Raw genomic sequence first — 17,227 nt, 5'->3', positions numbered from 1 at the left:
AATTAATTTGTGGGAAACCACTGTAAAGAAAGGAAGAAATATATGGAAGCCAACCAAAACAAATTGAAAATTTTACTTAGCAAAGTACCAGAAGTTACTATTTTCTTCTGGGTAATCAAGATTTTATGCACAACTGTCGGTGAAACATTTGCTGATTTCCTAAATTTCAGCCTTGGATTTGGTTTAACTCTCACTACAATAATTATGGGAATCGCGTTTCTCATCGTATTGTTTCTTCAATTCAGAGCAACTAAATATGTTCCAAGCATTTATTGGCTAACGGTTGTTCTTATAAGCGTGTTTGGAACATTGGTAACTGATAATTTGACAGACAGTATGGGAGTACCTCTTGAGCTTAGTACAGTAGTTTTCTCCGTGCTGCTAGGATTAACGTTTCTTTTTTGGTATCTTAGTGAAAAAACACTCTCGATACACTCGATTTATACAAGAAAAAGAGAAGTTTTCTATTGGTTTACCATTCTTTTCACATTTGCGCTTGGAACAGCAGTCGGCGATTTATATTCCGAACAACTTGGTCTTGGTTATCTTAACACAGGAATAACAGTCGTTATTATAATAGCTTGCGTATTTTCAGCATGGAAATTTTTGAGACTTGATGGAGTATTAGCATTTTGGATTGCGTATATTCTTACTCGTCCACTCGGAGCATCATTAGGAGATTACCTATCTCAACCAAAAATTAATGGCGGGTTAGGTTTGGGGACAACCGTTACGAGTGTAATTTTTCTTATAGCTATTTTAGCGATAATCATTTTTCTTGCTGTTACAAAAATTGATACAACGGCAAAGAGTGAAACAGCAGAAACAAACCAAGCAAATGGAAGCAAGAAAAATGTTTTGACACAAACCATTGTGGTACTGTGTATTTTCTTAGCTGTCGGTATAGGCGGTTATATTTGGCGCAGCAATAATATCGCATCGCAAACCGATTCTCCACAAGCTACATTAGCTGGACAATTAACAGATTTTGTTAAAACCGAAAGTGATATGCTAAAACATGTAAACTCAAATGACTTTACTTCGGCGAAAAAAGACGCTGACAATTTGGAACATCAATGGGACACAGCGGAACCTAAGCTTAGAAAAATAGATAGCACAACATGGACCCAAATCGATGGAACGTTTGACGATGTATTAGCAGCCGTTCGTTCATCAAACCCTGATGCCAGCAAGTGCAAATCTGCACTTAACAATTCGCTTAGTGTCTTAAACGGAGCAAATAAAGTAGCATCGCAAACCAATTCTCCAAAAACTACAGTAGGTGGAAAATCGCAAACCGATTCTCCACAAAATAAATTAGCTGGACAATTAACAGATTTTGTTAAAATCGAAAGTGATATGCTGAAATATGTAAACTCAAATGACTTTACTTCGGCGAAAAAAGGCGCTGACGATTTGGAACATCAATGGGACATATCTGAGCCTAAGCTTAGGAAAATAGATGGCACAACATGGACCCAAATTGATGGAACGCTTGACGTTGTATTAGCAGCCGTTCGTTCATCAAACCCTGATGCCAGCAAGTGCAAATCTGCACTTAACAATTCACTTAGTGTCTTAAACGGAGCAAATAAATAAAAATGAAAAAGGGATGACGCGGATTTTGCTTAGATGCAGACCGCGTCATTTTTAGTAGAAAGGGGGATGCCTTGTATCTGTTAACGAAAAAAATGGAAGCGAGAAAGGGGTGCAATCTCGCTTCCTAAAGATAAAAAGTCCAACAGATAGTTTGAGTAGGGATAATCTATCACTGCTATTATATTAAGCAAATTATATGCCAATTATAAAACAGGCGAAAAATCGCTAAATTGCCCATATTTCGCGCTTGAATCAGTCGATTCTGAATTGTTGTTAAATTGTTTTTGAATTAAAGTTTGAAGTGGCTTTGAAAGGAAAACATCCTATCAAGGGATAACAGGGTTATATACAGTAATAAGAAGAGTCTGGCGCTAGTATTCGTATTTGCGTTTGACGGTCTTGTTGAACCATTGAATATGACCACATCGATCACATGTCACGATTTCCGCTGAACGATTGGCGAAGTCTAGACCTAGAAAAGACATAAAAGCGGTATTTAATTGGGCATACCCATGAATAAATTGATCATGCTTGCAATGGGGACAGATCACATCAATCCCGTAAGCCTCATATTTTCCAGGTCCGACTGATTGCTTGATTTTTTTGGAGAATAGCGTGAAGAAATTTTTTTGATTAGACATATTTACAACTCTCTTTATTTAGAATTTGTTTTTTCAAGGAATTGTTTTGGTAATTCGCGGGCCCATGTATCATCTTGACGCCAATCATACACTTCGTTTTGACCAACATGTAATGTTTGATTTCCTATTACAACAACAGTAGGAGTTAGCCACTCGACATAAGGATTGTTATCATAATAATTCCAATAAATCGTTTTCTTTGTATGCCGTTTTGTGTCTATAAGTTCTCCTCGGGCTGTATTTGCGCTTAAAGGATCGTCATCGCAGACATATGTTTTTACCATGTATCGTCCATCGGGAGAGAAGGTTGATCTAAGTAAGTCTCCTCTTGGAACTGCTTGTAGATTAAAAAATAAATTATATATGCCTAGTGATAAAAATAAGCAGGAGACGAAAAAAATAAAAATCAGTTTATTTGCTACGAAGTTTCTTTTTTTCAATAGCATTAAAACCGCCTTAATAATAAAAACGATTAAACTACACAGTGCAGTCATACCACCTAAAATAATAAAAAGCAGATATAGTAATCCCATATGGCGTACCTCATAAGTATGTAAATAAATGATTTTTGCAATAAGTAGACCTTGCTGACCTGTTATACAAATATACCACATAATGTAATTTTTGGAGATTTAAAATCTAAAAAGCCATTTGTATGCCGGATATCTTTTCCCTGTTGTGTATTGATGCATAAAAGTGAGTGCAAAAGAAAAATATAGGATAGTTGTAAAAAACACAATTCAGGAGGAAATAAAAATGACTCAACAAATTGACACCAATCAACTAAAAAAAGCAGAAGCATCCGTAACACTGGCTAAAAATCTCATTACACAAGCAATCGAACAATCTTCGGCCAATCAGTTAGTCGCGGAAGAAGCCTTAAAACAAGCCGCAACAGAGATCGCACAAGCGCAAACATCTGTAAGTCAGGTACAATCAGCTGTACAAACGCAGTCAGCCAAATCGTAAAAGTAAAAAAACTCCATAATTTTACCATAAAAAACGAGCGCTTCGATAATGAGGCGCTTTTTTTTTTATCTTCGTTTGACAAAATATCAAACTTTATAATATATTGTTTATAATAAAACTGACAAATAAGGAGTTTGTTTGACTTATGGATGTATCAGAACGATTTTGGAATGCATCGTTGGAGGAACTTACATGCGGATATGTGGAGGAAGAAGATCAGTATGTATGTCTGCTCTGCGGCAAAAACATCGAAAAAGGCATCATCTATCCAGATGAGGATAAACTTTATGAAGCAAAACGGTACATACGCGTTCACATCGAGAAAGATCATCAATCGGTATTTGCGTACTTGATTCAGCTCGATAAAAAAGTAACCGGTCTTACTGATCATCAGAATGCACTGCTCCGCCTTTTTTATCAAGGGAAAAATGACGCGGAGATCCAGAAAGAATTAGGGATTGGCAGTGCGTCCACCATTCGGAATCATCGCTTTGTCTTGAAAGAGAAAGAACGGCAGGCCAAAGTGTTCCTGACCATGATGGAGCTCTTAAAAACAAAAGACAATCATGCTCCGGCTTTTGTAGATGTGCATAAAACAGCGAAGATGGTCGACGATCGTTACAATGTGACGCAAAAAGAGCAGAATGAAATCGTGAAGAAGTATTTTCCAGAAGGAACAGCGGGCCGCTTAAAAACGTTCGCTTCAAAAGAAAAGCACAGGCTGATTGTGCTTCGGGAAATCGCCAAACGGTTTGAAAGTGAACGGATCTACAATGAAAAGGAAGTCAATGAAGTTTTGCAAGCAGTGTACGATGACCATGTTACCGTACGGCGGTACTTAATCGAATACGGTTTTTTAGATCGGAAGTCTGATGGGAGTGCGTACTGGGTAAAAAACTAATGACGTGTAGAAAGAGGGAGAAGAAAGATGGATCGCAAAAAAGAATTAAAGCAGCAGTATAAAGAGATAAAAGTGGAGGCGGGCGTTTATCAGATTAAAAACATGGTAAATGGGAAAATTTTTATCGGAAGTAGCCCGAATTTGAAAAATTTGAATGGCAGGCGGTTTGAGTTGAAAATGGGCGTTCATAAAAATCAAATGCTGCAAAAAGAATGGAACGAATACGGCGAAGATGCTTTTGTTTTTGAAATTGTGGAAGTGCTAAAAAAGAAAGAAAACGGATATTTTGATCTGAAAGATGCATTAAAAAAATTAGAAGAGAAATGGTTGGATACATTGCAACCGTTTGATGAACGAGGATATAACAAACCGTCTCCCGCTTGCAAGTAAAGCAAATCATGATGAGTGCGTATACAGCCGATTGTGAAGAATCTTTCACCGTTTCATCGCGAAAACTTCATCGACAGCGTGGTACAATAAACGTACAACATGTAGACAAGGGGTGAAGTGGATATGAATATGGACATGAATATGAATATGGGATCAAGTATGGAACATTTAAATTGGCTGTTTCTGGGCGGCTTTGCGTTTGTTATAATTTTGGTTATTCTCCTCTTTGTATACGGAACCAAAATGATCGAGAAAAGTGAAGATGATCCGAAAGAATAGGATAGTCTTTTCTGAGCAGATATGTTCTATCCTCCTAGCGTTCACATATATATAAAAAGGTGTGAATGACAGATGGGGGGATTTAAATAATGTATGTGGGTGTATTTGATATGAAGGAACGGCTTGTGCAGATGCAGAAGCTGCTGAAAGAAAAGCGTCGGTTGCTTGAAATGTTCGAGGAAGATATCAGCCGGATCGAACGGGATATTGAGCAGTTAGAAACCCAGCTTAGTAACATTGAGCGCGTATCGGTCTAATCCGATGGAATAGGCGGTTGCCCCTCTTCCGCTCCCGGCTTTTTGTGCGTACGATGTAGAGAAAGCGCAAGAGCAAGAGGGTGAGAAGATGAACAGGCGGGAAATGAAGCGGTTTGCCAAAAAAAATCCCCAGTTTGTCACCTGGGCTAAAAAAAATCGGCAGAAAGTGCAGACAATGGCCCGGAGCGGAAACTACACGACCATTATGAAGGAGTGGGAGCGTAGTCGCCGTACAACATGGTCGGATCGCAAAGCGAAAGCGAAACAAATTGCCCAATCGATGCAGGATGTGCAGAATTTTATGAACAACGTGGAATCAGTGTTCGGACATTTGCGAACGCTGCATGAGCGCGCGACAAAGCACCTCAAAAGGTAGTCTTTTGAGGTGCTTTTTTCATGCTGTATGTGCTTACTATACGTTAAAAATTCGCTTGATTTTTCTGTTCAATGGTTTAAAATGAACATGGATTCATGTATGAATCTGTGAGACTTCAAGAGGATGTATAGTAATTTTATAAGAGAAATCAAAGGAGAGGTTGAGTTGAGAATCGCAGATTTTTCAGTAAAAAGGCCCGTGACGATTGTTATGCTGATGATAACGATCGTACTATTTGGCGCCATTTCTCTGCCGATGCTCAAGGTGGACCTGTATCCGGAGCTTAATGTTCCGGTCGCGATGGTAGCGACATCGTTTGAAGGGGCTGCCCCGGGGGAAGTAGAGAAACTCATTACAAAACCGATCGAAGAATCAATTGGTACGGTTAGCAACATAAAGGAACTCTCTTCGTCATCCATCAGTGGCGCCTCTCAGGTCATTGTCCAGTTTAACTGGGGGACTAACATGGATCAGGCGACACTCGACATGCGTGAGAAGCTTGACTTGATTCGAGATAGGCTTCCAGATGGAGCAGGGGCACCGCGTGTTATCAAAATTGACCCCAATAGTTCCCCCGTTATCTCATTAGCCTTATCGGGGCCGATGAGTGTCTCGGAGTTGGACAAGCTGGCAGAAGACACGGTGAAACCCCACCTCGAACGTGTGGACGGAGTGGCGTCTGTTAGTGTAAATGGTGGAGTTAAAAGAGAAATTCAGCTTACGATTAACCCGGAGGCATTGAATGCATATGGGTTGACGGTTGACCAGATTTTACAAAGTCTGAAAGGGCGCAATCTGTCCGGAACCGCCGGGAATGTAGTTGAAGGCGGTCGGAATGTTAGCATTAAGGTTAGCGGTGAGTTTAATACGCCGCAGGATATTGGGCAAACCCCAATTGCTCTGCCAGGTGGTGGGAATATTCAGCTGGCTGATCTGGTCACGGTAACAGATGGGTATAAGAAAACAACCCAGAAAACAACGGTGAACGACCAGCCGAGCATTGGTTTGAATGTATTGAAAGCATCCGGCTCTAATACGGTAAATGTAGCCAATGCTGCGAATGCCGAGATTGAGGCGTTGAAAAAGCAACTTCCAAAAGGCGTTAAGATCGATACGATCATGGATACGTCTGTGTTTATTAAAGATTCGATTACTACAGTAAAACAACACGGAATTGAAGGGGCTATTTTCTCGATTATTGTGCTGTACTTGTTCCTTTATAGTTTCCGTTCGACACTTGTTGTCGCCATCGTGATCCCGATCTCGGTTATTGGAACGTTCTCATTGATGTATTTTGCTGGACAAACGATTAACTTAATTTCACTGGCTGGCTTGACGCTCGGTCTTGGTTCACTGGTTGACTTTGCGGTCGTTGTGCTTGAGAGCATTTACCGCAAGCGGCAGGAAGGGCTTGAAATTAAGCTAGCGTCGATTGTCGGTACGAAAGAAGTGGGAACAGCGGTTATGGCATCTGCGTTGGCGCAGATCGCGGTATTTTTGCCGATTGTATTTGTTAACGGTTTTGCGGCACAGCTGTTTACACCGCTTGCGCTAACTGTTGTGTTCTCCCACATCGCAGCGCTTATCGCATCCATCACGCTTGTGCCTATGATGTCATCTAAGCTACTTGTTAAACCACCTCGTTCTGAGGAAGAATATTTGCAGTCAGATCGCAAAAACCCAATGGTACTGTTCCAGAAGGGTTTCCATTCGATAAGTGAGCGATATGGTCGCCTGATCTCCTGGTCATTATCGCACCGAAAAAGTGTACTGCTCGTTGCAGGAGGATCTTTTATAGCGGCGGCGGTGATTTTTGCGACACCGATGATCGGGAAAGAGTTCATCTCGAATTTTGATCAAGGTGAGATTGAAGTCAAAATTGAGCTGCCTGCTGGATCACAGCTCAAAGATACAGAGGCGATTACGAAGCAAGTTGAAGCATATGTCAAGCAAATTCCAGAGCGCAAACTTGTCTATACGACTGTTGGACAGCAAGGAGGATTTTCACTTGCTCAGGTTAATACTGGTAATTTCTCTAACATTAGTGTCAAGCTCGTACCAAAAGATGAGCGCAAACGTTCAACTGATCAAGTCATCGAACAGCTGCGTAGTCAGGTAGCGAACATTGCCGGTGCCGACATCACCGTTGGAGCAAGCTCATCAGGTGGTATGCCAACGGGTTCGCCGGTTAGTTTTAGCATTCGAGGGGATGACTTGAATGTGCTCACGGATTTGAGTAAGGTTGCGGTTGATCTTGTGAAAGGGGTCGATGGAACACGTAACGTTACATCTTCCTTACAGAAGACAACCGAGCAATTAGAAGTTTCCGTAAACAGTAACATAGCCGCTCAATATGGCATTACGACCAATCAGGTAGTGTCAGCGGTACGTACAGCGTTTGATGGCCAGGTAGCAACCCAGTACCGTACAGGTGATGATGAAATTGATGTTCGCCTGCAGTTCCCGGAAAATTTCAAATCAGAAATGCTTAATCTTAACGGACTCATGATCTCGACTCCGTCCGGTGCACAAGTATCGGTCGGACAGGTGGCGACCATTAAGAAGATTGAGATTCCACAGCAAATTTCCCGGGCTAATCAGGTGCGTCAAGTGCAGATTACAAGCGATATTACCGGGCGTCCGCTGAGTGAGGTTACAGCGGAGATCAATAAGAAGCTGGCAGATCTGAAGCTGCCGGAGGGTTATTATATTGTTCAGGGCGGTCAAAGTAAAGACATGGCAGAATCGTTCCAGAGCCTAGCACTTGCGATGCTTCTTTCGATTGCGCTTGTGTACATGGTTATGGCGAGCCAATTCGAATCGCTTCTGTATCCATTTATTATTATGTTCTCGATTCCGCCGACGCTCGTTGGGGTTGTCATCGGTCTGCTGGTCACACAGCAGCCGCTCAGTGTAGCGGCACTGATGGGGTACATCCTTTTGATCGGGATCGTGGTAAACAATGCGATTGTACTTGTGGACTACATTAATACGCTCCGTAAAGAAGGCATGGAGCGCAATGAAGCAATTAAGAAGGCGGGGCCGATTCGTCTGCGTCCGATTTTGATGACGACACTTGCTACTGTCCTTGCGATTTTACCACTTGCATTTGGAGGCGGGGAAGGAAGCGAAGGACAGGCACCGCTTGCCGTTGTCGTTGTGTTTGGTCTGACGTTCTCGACACTCATTACGCTTGTGCTTGTGCCAGTCGTGTACACCCTGTTTGACGATTGGATTATGAAACGCAGACAGCGCCGGGAGGAACGCCGGGCGAAAAAAATGAAGCGAATCGAACAGGAAACAGGAGGGAACACATTCCATGCGTAAAACAGTAATTGGAATGACGATCACAAGTCTGGTGCTGACAAGTGCCCTTTTGGCCGGCTGTGGAAAAGGCGATCAGCAGGCCGCGGCACCAGTAGCCAAGACTGTACCAGTCGAGGTGATGACCGCACAGAAAGGCACGCTGGATAAAGGGCGGGTTCTGACAGGAACCGCCCAGCCGCTTCAGCAGGTGAATGTTGTGCCGAAAGTAAGCGCCAAAGTGACGTCAATTCAGGTGAAGGTTGGACAAAAAGTAAGTGCCGGAGAGGTGCTGTTCCGACTTGATGATAAAGATTTGCGTAATTCCGTTGCGCAGGCCCAGCAAAATGTGGCGCTAACTCGCGCTACATTCGCTCAGGCGCAGCTGCAGCAGCAGACCGGGGTCAATTCTGCTCAGACCGGCGTGAACCAGGCGAATAGCGGTCTGTCCCAGGCGACTGCGGCATATGAACAGGCTACGAATAGTCTAGCACAGGCAGCGGCGGGGATTACGCGTGCCCAGCAGGCGTATAGTGACGCGAAAACAAACGTAGACCGGACAACCATGTTGTTCCAGCAAGGCGCTGTGACAAAACAAAATCTTGAGCAGGCACAAACGCAGCTAAAAAATGCGGAGATTGCCTTAAAAGAAGCACAGATTGCGAAGCAGAATGCGGATGCATCGCGCCGCAGTGCCGAGCAGTCACGTAAAAATGCGCAGTCCTCTATGCAGACGGCGCAAAATCAAGTAAGCAATGCCAAACGTGGAGAAGCAATTGAAGTATCCCGAGAGCAGCTGAATCAGTCGGAACTGAACTTGCAAATTGCGCAGGATAATTTGAACAATGCAGTGGTTACCGCGCCGATTTCCGGTACGATTGGTACCATTAACGGGGAAATCGGGGACTTCTCTTCGCCGCAAAGCCCGTTTATGATTTTAGCTAATCTTGAGACAGCAAAAGCGGTTATTAACGTGCCGGAAAATATGATCAATCTGTTTGCGATGGGACAGCCTGTAAACATCGAGATTCCGTCGGTTAAGCTGCAGCGGTCCGGTAAAGTAGCTAGCATCAGCCCGATTAATCAGCAGTCTAAAGGGTATCCGGTTACGATCGAAATACCGAATCAAGACGGCAAAATTAAAGGCGGCATGATTCTGCAGGTGAGTGTGCTGACACCGGATACGAAGCAGGGGATTGTAGTTCCGACAGCAGCACTTCTGTCAGCAGATGGAAAGTCTTATGTATATGTCGCGCAGGGCGATAAACCAGTGCGCAAAAATATCACGATTGTAGAACAGAACAGTGACCAGTCTCTTGTTAACGGTCTGGCAGCAGGTGATCGTGTCGTAGTAAAAGGGCAGTCACTTGTTTCAGATGACGCAAAACTTTCGATAAAGAAATCACAGTAAGTATTTATAAAACCGGCATGCCGTCTGCATGCCGGTTTTTTTCTATGTACTAGCACGTATTGTGTCCGTCTCATTTGTCTATGCTGTGTAAAGAAGTGGCATACCAAAGACAGGGGATGAGATACATGATGATCAATCTGGTGCGCACGTTGTTTTTGCTAGTTGCTGTGGCATTTCTATGTTCCGGGTGTGGAACATTCGGTGCAAAATCGCCTGGGTCAGAATCTCAGGAAGCGGAAACGCAGGAGGTACTGGCCCAGCCACCTTCGCTTGCTGTTTCTCATTCTATTGAGGGGACAAGTGTCAATTTGACATTTTTGACCCGTAATTTTACGTTTGTAAAACCGGGAGAGAAACAGTCCAATCGTTCAGGGCAAGGGTACGTACGGGTCACGGTCGATAACCAGACAACTTCGGTATACAACAATCGTTTTGATACAGCGGATCTAACGCCAGGTGCACACACATTTTCCGCTGAGCTTGTGCAGAACAGCGGTCGTTCGTATCCAAATACAAAAATAAACTTTACCATTACAATCAAGCCATCTGAACCGGCTGCGACGTTTTGACGACAGCCGCAGCTTGATGGATCATGCCAAAGAGGCTATCCCCAAACCAGAACATGGCGAACAGGATAGCCTTTTTTGTTGTAGAATCGAAAGTGTGTGGTGGGGAGTGGGAGAAGGGAGGAGCCGTTCGCTTCGGTACGCTTGCAGGGAAGTGGTGACTGTCCGCTCCGGGAGCCCGGCGAACGTGCCCGCAAAGAAACGCCTACGCTGTTGATTCACCGAAGGATTGCGGGCAAAAGCTCGTTCGCCGTTCTCCCTCCGCTGAGTAGGCACGTACAGGCGCTCGTGCTCCTCCCTTCTCCCACTCCCCGCAAGACGTTTCGGTTTACAAAAAAACGCTCGACGCCAGAATGGATTTGCTCGATAGCCACTGGCTTTTTGAAAGACGACTTCCTTGTTTTTTACCTGCATGGCAAAGCTCAACCTCTTGATATTGCTTGATGGTGTTTAACCAAAGCGTGTTAGGAGCGGGATCGGGCGGGGCAACGGAACGCCTGTATGCGGCTCCCCAGAGTAAGGAGTCAGGCGAACGGGCTTCTGCCCACAATACTTCGATGCGAATACATCGTGGGGCCTCTTTTGTGGGCGAGTTCGCCTGGCACCTGGAGCGGACAGTCCCAACTTCTTCGTAAGCGTACCGAAGTGACGAGGTCCCGCCCGATCCGGGCTCCTCCACTACACTTTTGATAAATCATCCACCAAGAAAAACGAGGCTGTCCCGTTCGCCACTTTCTGGCTCTAGGGACAGCCTCGTTTTGTTTAGACAACTTAGCCTTTAAACATTTGAACAAACATTTTGCCGTATGGTCCGCCGTTTACGATCCCAATGCCTACCTCAGTGTAAGCAGTATTCAGGATGTTTGCACGGTGTCCTTCTGAATTCATCAGTGCAGTGTGTGCTGCTGCAACAGACGAGTTACCCGCAATGTTTTCACCAGCAGTACGATAGGAGACTCCGAAACGGTTCATCATATCGAATGGTGAGCCGTATGTTGGAGACTGGTGGCTGAAATAGTTTTTATCGATCATATCTTGTGCTTTTAGACGTGCGAGTTTTGTTAATTCGAGATTAGCTTTTAGTGGCGCAAGTCCGCGCTGAGTGCGCTCCTTATTGACAAGATCAAGCATTTGCTGCTCATCAGCTGTTAGTCCCTGTACAGGGGTAGCTGGTGTTGTTGGCTTGGTTGCTGGTTGACTTGGTTGACTATTTGCCGGTGTAGTCGGTTGTTTCGGTGGCGTTGTTACAGTCGGCTGAGCTGGTTTTACACCTGTAGTCGGCTGAGCAACTGTTACAAATTTGCAATTCTTGAAATATTGGCTCAATAACGCTTGTAAATCAGCGTTATTGTATGCTGTCAGACCTTTTACTACAGTGAACTTTTCTGCCTGACCTGAGTTTGGGCATGTAGTGGCTGCTTCTGTAGCTGCTGCACTAAAGCCAAGTAAGGATGTGCACAGTACAGATGCTGCGATCCATTTTTTCATCGTGTCATCACTCCTGTTGCGATAAAGTAGTGGTTCGGCTGAACCTGTTTCATCGTAACATATAATTCCGATGTATATGCGTGGTAATTATTTCATGTGGAATCACTGTACGGAAAATTGAGCCTGTCCACAACTAATTTCGTTTTCTCTGGCATACAGTGAATAGAAGCTAAGCACGCGGGGTGAGTGAATGAAAGCGACAGGACATATAAGCGGCAATCAGATTAAAGTTGTATTCCGCAATGAAACGTCACCTGCCCGCAATCGGGAGCAAATCATTAGTTCACGCATGGAAAAATCGCTTGAACATGAATCAGGTGCGATAAAAGAACTGGAGAGTCTCGTTGGCCTGGAAGAAGTGAAAAAGCTTGTGTACGAAATTTATGCATTTCTGACTATTCGTAAGCTCCGGGAAGAGCAGGGGCTTCACAATGCACCGCATATGTTTCATATGGTATTCCGTGGCAATCCTGGAACCGGCAAAACAACTGTAGCCCGTATTCTCGGTAAGTTGTTCAAAGATATGGGCATTCTCGAAAAAGGCCACCTGGTGGAAGTGGAGCGGGCGGATCTTGTCGGAGAATACATCGGCCATACGGCTTCGAGAACACGAGACATTATCAAAAAAGCGATCGGCGGCGTTTTGTTTATTGATGAAGCGTACTCGCTTGTGCGGGGTGGGGAGAAAGACTTCGGCAAGGAATGTATTGATACGTTAATTAAAAGCCTGGAAGATGACCGAAAACAGCTGATTGTGATTTTGGCCGGATATAACGAGGAAATGGATACGTTCTTGTCATCGAATCCAGGTCTCCCTTCTCGCTTTCCGATTCAACTTGATTTTCCAGATTATACATTGAATCAGCTCTTAGACATTGCGGATACAATGTGTGACGAACAGGCGTATTACTTGGCCAGTGATTCGCGATACTTACTACGCCGGATGCTCGCCCGTGAACGGGAAAATGGTAAAAATCATTTTAGTAACGCGCGCTATGTGCGCAATGTGATCGAAAAGGCGATCCGTCAGCAGGCGATTCGTATCGTGACTGATCATGCGGCACTGCAGGTAGATAAAGAGATGTTGATGGAGTTAAAAGCCGAAGATTTTGAGCAGGAGTAAGCGTGCGGTAGTTTAGGACTGCGCGCATTTTTCTTTTGTTTACCATCTAGCGTAAAACATAGAAAATACGGTACTATAGACTCAAGGGAGTATACTTCTTCTTATCATTGTTGGGATATAAAGAAAGGGGCCGTTTGAGATGGCAATTGATGATAAAAAAGGAATTTTGCTGGAGAGCGGTACGAATGAACTGGAGATTATTGAATTTGGTATCGGGGGAGATACCTTTGGCATTAACGTCATTAAAGTGCGTGAAGTCATTAACCCGGTTCTCGTGACACGCACACCTAAAATTCATCCGCACGTAATGGGAATCATTCAACTGCGTGGGGAAGTGCTGTCAGTTATTAATTTGGCACAGGCGCTTGGATATTCGCCATCTGATCACCCGGAGCAGGATAAGCTTATTATCGCTGAGCTGAATCAGATGAAGGTAGCATTTTACGTCCATTCTGTATCACGTATTCATCGCATTTCGTGGGAGCAGATTGAGAAGCCGTCAGAACTCGCACGCGGCGTGGAAAACAGCACAACAGGTGTTGTGAAAATGGGAGAACGGTTTATTCTGTTGCTTGATTTTGAGAAGATCGTCGTAGATATTAGTCCGGAGTCCGGGATTAACGTAAGCCAGCTGAAAGAGCTAGGCACGCGTGATAAGAGCAACAAGCGTATTTTGCTTGCGGAAGATTCTGCGATTTTGCGCAAATTAATTGAAGAAACATTGCATGAGGCAGGGTATGTACATATCGAGATTTGTCAGGATGGGAATGAAGCGTGGAATTACCTCGAGCATGTGGCGCGTACAGGTGATGAAGTAACGGACCATTTGAACCTCGTTATCACTGATATTGAGATGCCGAAGATGGACGGCCACCATTTAACCAAGCGAATTAAAGAAAACAAGGACCTGCGTAAACTTCCTGTTATTATCTTCTCGTCGCTTATTACAGATGACCTGCGCCATAAGGGTGAAAAAGTTGGTGCAGATGCTCAGGTCAGCAAGCCGGAGATTCTACATCTTGTGAAAGTGATTGACAAGCTTATTCTGTAATTTGTGCAATAAGAAATTTGTGTTTCGGTCATACTAACTGCATCTTCGAAAACAGTAAGGAGTGCATATGTATGTCGGATAAGAATAAGCAAAAGGCGCTTGATAAGCAGCACCCGCGCAGTCATCCGGGAGATCTTGATCAGTTCGGACGGGATGGCCAAATCCCGCTTACAGGTCAAAAACCGAATAGTAGCATGGTATCGATGGCAGAAGCAGAAGAACGTGCGGGGCTTCGCCAGGATGAATGTCAGTAAAAAGAAGAAGAAGCGGTCTCGAAAGCCAGAACATGGCGAACGAGACCGCTTTTTTGTGGGATCGACAACGTGTAGTGGTGAGGGAGTGAGAGAAGGAAGGAGCCGTTCGCTTCGGTACGCTTGCGGAGAAGCTCTGACTGTCCGCTCCAAGAGCCCGGCGAACTCGCCCGCAAAGAAAGGCCTGCGATGTTGATTCACCGAAGGATTGCGGGCAAAAGCACGTTCGCCGTCCTCCCTCCGCTGAGTAGGCGCGTACAGGCGCTCTCTTACTCTTTCCTTCTCCCGCTCCCCGCACAACGTTTCGTTTTACAAAAAAACATGCAACGCCAGAAAGGATTTGCTCGGTAGCCACTGGCTTTTCGCAAGACCGCTTCCTTATTTTTTACCTGCATAGCAAAGCTCAGCCTCTTGATATTGCTTGATGATGTTTTAACCAAAGCGTGCTAGGAGCGGGATCGGGCGGGGCAACGGAACGCCTGTACGCGACTCCCCAGCGGAAGGGGTCAGGCGAACGGGCCTTTGCCCACAATACTTCGATGCGAATACATCGTGGGCACCTTTTGTGGGCGAGTTCGCCTGGCACTTGGAGCGGACAGTCTTAACTTCCCCGTAAGCGTACCAAAGTGACGAGGCTCCTCCCGATCCTGCTCCTTCACTACACTTTGGAGAAAACCTACACCAAGAAGAGGCTGCCTCAGTCGCTATGTTCTAGCTTGTGAGACAGCCTCCCCATCGTAATGCTTCTGTTAATAGCCGTATGTAACGGTAACGTAGTCTTCAATAACAAGCTCGCCTGGTGATAGCTGACTGGACGGACTAGCTGCATCTTTCATACTTGCTGCCATAACTTCTGTGTTTCGGATTGGATATATGACCGATGGCGTGGAGCCGTCGCTGATGGCGAGGATTGTATTGATTTTAACCCCGGCGCGGGTTGCCATGCGGTCTGCTTTAAGCCGGGCATTATCAATCGCGCGGTCGGTCGCATCCATACGGTACGTATCAAGCTTCTCCGATGTGAATGTCACATTGTCAATTCGGTTCGCACCTGCCGCAGTAGCCTGATCAAGCAGCTCTCCCACGCGATTTAAGTCCCGGTATTTGATTGAAACCATTTGTTCTACCTGATATCCCTTTAACGTTTGTTTGTTATCTTCCCATGAATAATCAGGAGAAGTGGAGTAGCGAACGGTCTGAATGTCTGTTTCTGCAATTTTGAATGTTGCCAGGGCTTTGCGAATGCTTTCGAATCCGGCTGCATTTTTTTGTTGGGCTTCCCGTGCTGTTTTTCCAGTGGTGGTAAGTCCGAGTTGAATATAGGCAGTATCGGGCTTAACGCGAATTTCTCCTTTACCTGTTACAGTTATTGTGTGTGCTACGGCAGTAGTTGATTCAGCGTGCGCAGAAGCGGGTGTGTAAGCGAGTAGCCAGGCGCTGAGAAGTGGTACACATAGTAGCGCTTTTCCGAATTTTTTTTGGTTCATAGTTTGGTAGGTCCCCTTTCATGCTTTCAAATGAGTTTCTTTCTAGACGCGTTCCTTATCCGATAAGTTGCATCATTTGTTGTAGGAATAAAGTTCCGATAGGCAATTCTCTTGATGCGTTATATAATGGCGAAAGGAAGGGGGAGCACAGGTGAATAAGCGATTTGTATGCCGTGTAGCAGAAAATGGACAAATACTACTACCTCCAGAAATTCATGAGCTTTTAGGCTTCGGTCAAGTGGAATGTGAGGTAAAGGGAGAACGTGTTATATTGAAAAAAACGACGCCGGATTACGTCTTTCAGTGGACCCCTGCATCCGACCGTGATGATCATACATAATAGGCCGCTTATGCGGTAGAAGGGAGCTGTCCGTGAGTCCGCGGGGGAGCTCCTTTTTTGTTGGGTAACGTCAGACGGTGTTCTTTCTTTTGTGGAATCGAGCAACTTTGGTGGTGGGATGAGAGAAGAGAGAAGCCGTTCGCTTAGGTACGCTTTGCAGGAAGCGTAAACTGGCCGCTCCAGAAGCCCAGCGAACGTGCCCGCAAAAAGGGGACAAGGATGCTTCTTCATAGAAGGATTGCGGGCAAAACCCCGTTCGCCGCCCTCCTTCTGCTCGGTAGCGCGTACAGACGCTCTCTTGCTTTTCTCTTCTCTCATCCCAACAAAGTTGGGATTAAAAAAACAAAAAACTGCAAAGCAAAGCTACAAAAAATTGGCTTGATGGTTTACTGCCCAAACGTGGGCAGGAGCGGAGAAGGAAGTCGCCACGGAACGCCTGTACGCGCTACCCAGCGGAAGAGGACAGACAAACGGGCTTTTGCCCACAACACTTCATCGAGAAAGCATCCTGATCTTTTGTGGGCGAGTTTGGCGGTCATCTGGAGCGAACAGTTATACTTCCCTGCAAAGCGTACCGAAGTGAAAGGCGACTTCCTTTTCCGCTCCTCCACTGCACGTTGGGGAGTCTCCAACCCTCCAAGCTCTTTTTTGTAGTTTGTCGTATTTTCCCCCCACATTTGGTAAGATAAGAAGGAAAAGGAGGGCGTTAGCCATACATATTGTCGATGAACAAAAAACAGAGCGTGCCGTTCTGGTCGGATACTACAAGAAGGGTAGCGATGAACGCCGATTTAC

General features: G+C 45.0%; 19 protein-coding genes. 14 read left to right on the top strand and 5 right to left on the bottom strand.

Annotated elements, in window-relative coordinates:
• Window positions 1-42: 42 nt before the first annotated feature.
• On the top strand, window positions 43-1,599 hold the full coding sequence (locus tag CB4_RS14180) for a hypothetical protein (RefSeq protein ID WP_096466424.1): 1,557 nt from the start codon (window positions 43-45) through the stop codon (window positions 1,597-1,599).
• 655 nt (window positions 1,600-2,254) lie between these two features.
• Here CB4_RS14180 and CB4_RS14170 read toward each other — a convergent pair.
• Window positions 2,255-2,773, bottom strand: a complete 519-nt coding sequence (locus tag CB4_RS14170) for a DUF5412 family protein (protein ID WP_231956016.1) — start codon at window positions 2,771-2,773, stop codon at window positions 2,255-2,257.
• 223 nt (window positions 2,774-2,996) lie between these two features.
• Between CB4_RS14170 and CB4_RS14165 the strand changes: the two genes are divergently transcribed.
• From CB4_RS14165 to CB4_RS14140, 9 genes are all read left to right on the top strand, one after another.
• Entirely contained in the window at window positions 2,997-3,209 is a 213-nt protein-coding gene (locus CB4_RS14165; RefSeq protein WP_096466422.1) for a hypothetical protein, read from the top strand.
• Window positions 3,210-3,354: 145 nt separating this feature from the next.
• Window positions 3,355-4,110: a DUF2087 domain-containing protein gene (locus CB4_RS14160; protein ID WP_110546213.1), complete on the top strand. Its 756-nt coding sequence runs from the start codon at window positions 3,355-3,357 to the stop codon at window positions 4,108-4,110.
• Between the two features lie 27 nt (window positions 4,111-4,137).
• The gene (locus CB4_RS21340; RefSeq protein WP_110546214.1) at window positions 4,138-4,500 is read left to right on the top strand and encodes a GIY-YIG nuclease family protein; all 363 of its coding nucleotides are present in this window, start codon (window positions 4,138-4,140) and stop codon (window positions 4,498-4,500) included.
• 123 nt (window positions 4,501-4,623) lie between these two features.
• Window positions 4,624-4,779 carry a hypothetical protein gene (locus CB4_RS21065; RefSeq protein WP_157737987.1) on the top strand — a complete coding sequence of 52 codons (156 nt, stop codon included), beginning with the start codon at window positions 4,624-4,626 and terminating at the stop codon, window positions 4,777-4,779.
• An 89-nt stretch (window positions 4,780-4,868) separates the two neighbouring features.
• Window positions 4,869-5,036: a hypothetical protein gene (locus CB4_RS21265; protein WP_172890880.1), complete on the top strand. Its 168-nt coding sequence runs from the start codon at window positions 4,869-4,871 to the stop codon at window positions 5,034-5,036.
• 88 nt (window positions 5,037-5,124) lie between these two features.
• Window positions 5,125-5,412, top strand: a complete 288-nt coding sequence (locus CB4_RS14155) for a hypothetical protein (protein WP_096466421.1) — start codon at window positions 5,125-5,127, stop codon at window positions 5,410-5,412.
• A 165-nt stretch (window positions 5,413-5,577) separates the two neighbouring features.
• Window positions 5,578-8,739 carry an efflux RND transporter permease subunit gene (locus CB4_RS14150; protein ID WP_096466420.1) on the top strand — a complete coding sequence of 1,054 codons (3,162 nt, stop codon included), beginning with the start codon at window positions 5,578-5,580 and terminating at the stop codon, window positions 8,737-8,739.
• Window positions 8,732-10,126: an efflux RND transporter periplasmic adaptor subunit gene (locus CB4_RS14145; RefSeq protein ID WP_096466419.1), complete on the top strand. Its 1,395-nt coding sequence runs from the start codon at window positions 8,732-8,734 to the stop codon at window positions 10,124-10,126. The genes CB4_RS14150 and CB4_RS14145 overlap by 8 nt, the downstream gene beginning before the upstream one ends.
• Before the next feature lie 125 nt (window positions 10,127-10,251).
• Window positions 10,252-10,695 (top strand): hypothetical protein, encoded by a 444-nt coding sequence (locus CB4_RS14140; RefSeq protein WP_096466418.1) that lies wholly within the window; start codon window positions 10,252-10,254, stop codon window positions 10,693-10,695.
• A gap of 768 nt (window positions 10,696-11,463) precedes the next feature.
• Here the strand turns inward: CB4_RS14140 and CB4_RS14135 are convergent.
• On the bottom strand, window positions 11,464-12,180 hold the full coding sequence (locus CB4_RS14135) for a CAP domain-containing protein (RefSeq protein ID WP_096466417.1): 717 nt from the start codon (window positions 12,178-12,180) through the stop codon (window positions 11,464-11,466).
• 190 nt (window positions 12,181-12,370) lie between these two features.
• On the opposite strand from CB4_RS14135, the gene CB4_RS14130 reads away from it, so the two are divergent.
• From CB4_RS14130 to CB4_RS14120, 3 genes are all read left to right on the top strand, one after another.
• Window positions 12,371-13,303 (top strand): AAA family ATPase, encoded by a 933-nt coding sequence (locus CB4_RS14130; RefSeq protein ID WP_096466416.1) that lies wholly within the window; start codon window positions 12,371-12,373, stop codon window positions 13,301-13,303.
• Window positions 13,304-13,448: 145 nt separating this feature from the next.
• A complete protein-coding gene (locus CB4_RS14125; RefSeq protein ID WP_096467755.1) occupies window positions 13,449-14,354 on the top strand; it encodes a chemotaxis protein in 906 nt (301 codons plus the stop codon).
• A gap of 71 nt (window positions 14,355-14,425) precedes the next feature.
• Window positions 14,426-14,608, top strand: coding sequence for a hypothetical protein (locus tag CB4_RS14120; RefSeq protein WP_096466415.1), 183 nt, complete (start codon window positions 14,426-14,428; stop codon window positions 14,606-14,608).
• Window positions 14,609-15,111: 503 nt separating this feature from the next.
• Here the strand turns inward: CB4_RS14120 and CB4_RS21615 are convergent.
• A complete protein-coding gene (locus CB4_RS21615; protein WP_231956015.1) occupies window positions 15,112-15,264 on the bottom strand; it encodes a hypothetical protein in 153 nt (50 codons plus the stop codon).
• A 90-nt stretch (window positions 15,265-15,354) separates the two neighbouring features.
• Complete coding sequence (locus CB4_RS14115; RefSeq protein ID WP_096466414.1) at window positions 15,355-16,092, bottom strand: SIMPL domain-containing protein; 738 nt, start codon at window positions 16,090-16,092, stop codon at window positions 15,355-15,357.
• 151 nt (window positions 16,093-16,243) lie between these two features.
• Between CB4_RS14115 and CB4_RS14110 the strand changes: the two genes are divergently transcribed.
• Window positions 16,244-16,432, top strand: a complete 189-nt coding sequence (locus tag CB4_RS14110; RefSeq protein WP_096466413.1) for an AbrB/MazE/SpoVT family DNA-binding domain-containing protein — start codon at window positions 16,244-16,246, stop codon at window positions 16,430-16,432.
• Between the two features lie 386 nt (window positions 16,433-16,818).
• Here CB4_RS14110 and CB4_RS21610 read toward each other — a convergent pair whose 3' ends face one another.
• Entirely contained in the window at window positions 16,819-17,109 is a 291-nt protein-coding gene (locus tag CB4_RS21610; protein WP_231956014.1) for a hypothetical protein, read from the bottom strand.
• Between the last annotated feature and the right edge of the window lie 118 nt (window positions 17,110-17,227).

Source organism: Aneurinibacillus soli (genome assembly GCF_002355375.1).
GTDB lineage: Bacteria > Bacillota > Bacilli > Aneurinibacillales > Aneurinibacillaceae > Aneurinibacillus > Aneurinibacillus soli.
The sequence above is the reverse complement of the archived record's forward strand: the minus strand, read 5'-3'. Positions and strand labels throughout refer to the sequence as shown.

Excerpts from the sequence above, each read along its gene's own strand:
- CB4_RS14160 (WP_110546213.1), top strand. The coding sequence starts at position 3,355 with ATGGATGTATCAGAACGATTTTGGAATGCATCGTTGGAGGAACTTACA.
- CB4_RS21340 (WP_110546214.1), top strand. The coding sequence starts at position 4,138 with ATGGATCGCAAAAAAGAATTAAAGCAGCAGTATAAAGAGATAAAAGTG.
- CB4_RS14120 (WP_096466415.1), top strand. The coding sequence starts at position 14,426 with ATGTCGGATAAGAATAAGCAAAAGGCGCTTGATAAGCAGCACCCGCGC.
- CB4_RS14180 (WP_096466424.1), top strand. The coding sequence starts at position 43 with ATGGAAGCCAACCAAAACAAATTGAAAATTTTACTTAGCAAAGTACCA.
- CB4_RS14155 (WP_096466421.1), top strand. The coding sequence starts at position 5,125 with ATGAACAGGCGGGAAATGAAGCGGTTTGCCAAAAAAAATCCCCAGTTT.
- CB4_RS14170 (WP_231956016.1), bottom strand. The coding sequence starts at position 2,773 with ATGGGATTACTATATCTGCTTTTTATTATTTTAGGTGGTATGACTGCA.
- CB4_RS14135 (WP_096466417.1), bottom strand. The coding sequence starts at position 12,180 with ATGAAAAAATGGATCGCAGCATCTGTACTGTGCACATCCTTACTTGGC.
- CB4_RS21265 (WP_172890880.1), top strand. The coding sequence starts at position 4,869 with ATGTATGTGGGTGTATTTGATATGAAGGAACGGCTTGTGCAGATGCAG.
- CB4_RS21610 (WP_231956014.1), bottom strand. The coding sequence starts at position 17,109 with ATGTGGGGGGAAAATACGACAAACTACAAAAAAGAGCTTGGAGGGTTG.
- CB4_RS14165 (WP_096466422.1), top strand. The coding sequence starts at position 2,997 with ATGACTCAACAAATTGACACCAATCAACTAAAAAAAGCAGAAGCATCC.
- CB4_RS14145 (WP_096466419.1), top strand. The coding sequence starts at position 8,732 with ATGCGTAAAACAGTAATTGGAATGACGATCACAAGTCTGGTGCTGACA.
- CB4_RS14115 (WP_096466414.1), bottom strand. The coding sequence starts at position 16,092 with ATGAACCAAAAAAAATTCGGAAAAGCGCTACTATGTGTACCACTTCTC.
- CB4_RS21065 (WP_157737987.1), top strand. The coding sequence starts at position 4,624 with ATGAATATGGACATGAATATGAATATGGGATCAAGTATGGAACATTTA.
- CB4_RS14130 (WP_096466416.1), top strand. The coding sequence starts at position 12,371 with ATGAAAGCGACAGGACATATAAGCGGCAATCAGATTAAAGTTGTATTC.
- CB4_RS14140 (WP_096466418.1), top strand. The coding sequence starts at position 10,252 with ATGATGATCAATCTGGTGCGCACGTTGTTTTTGCTAGTTGCTGTGGCA.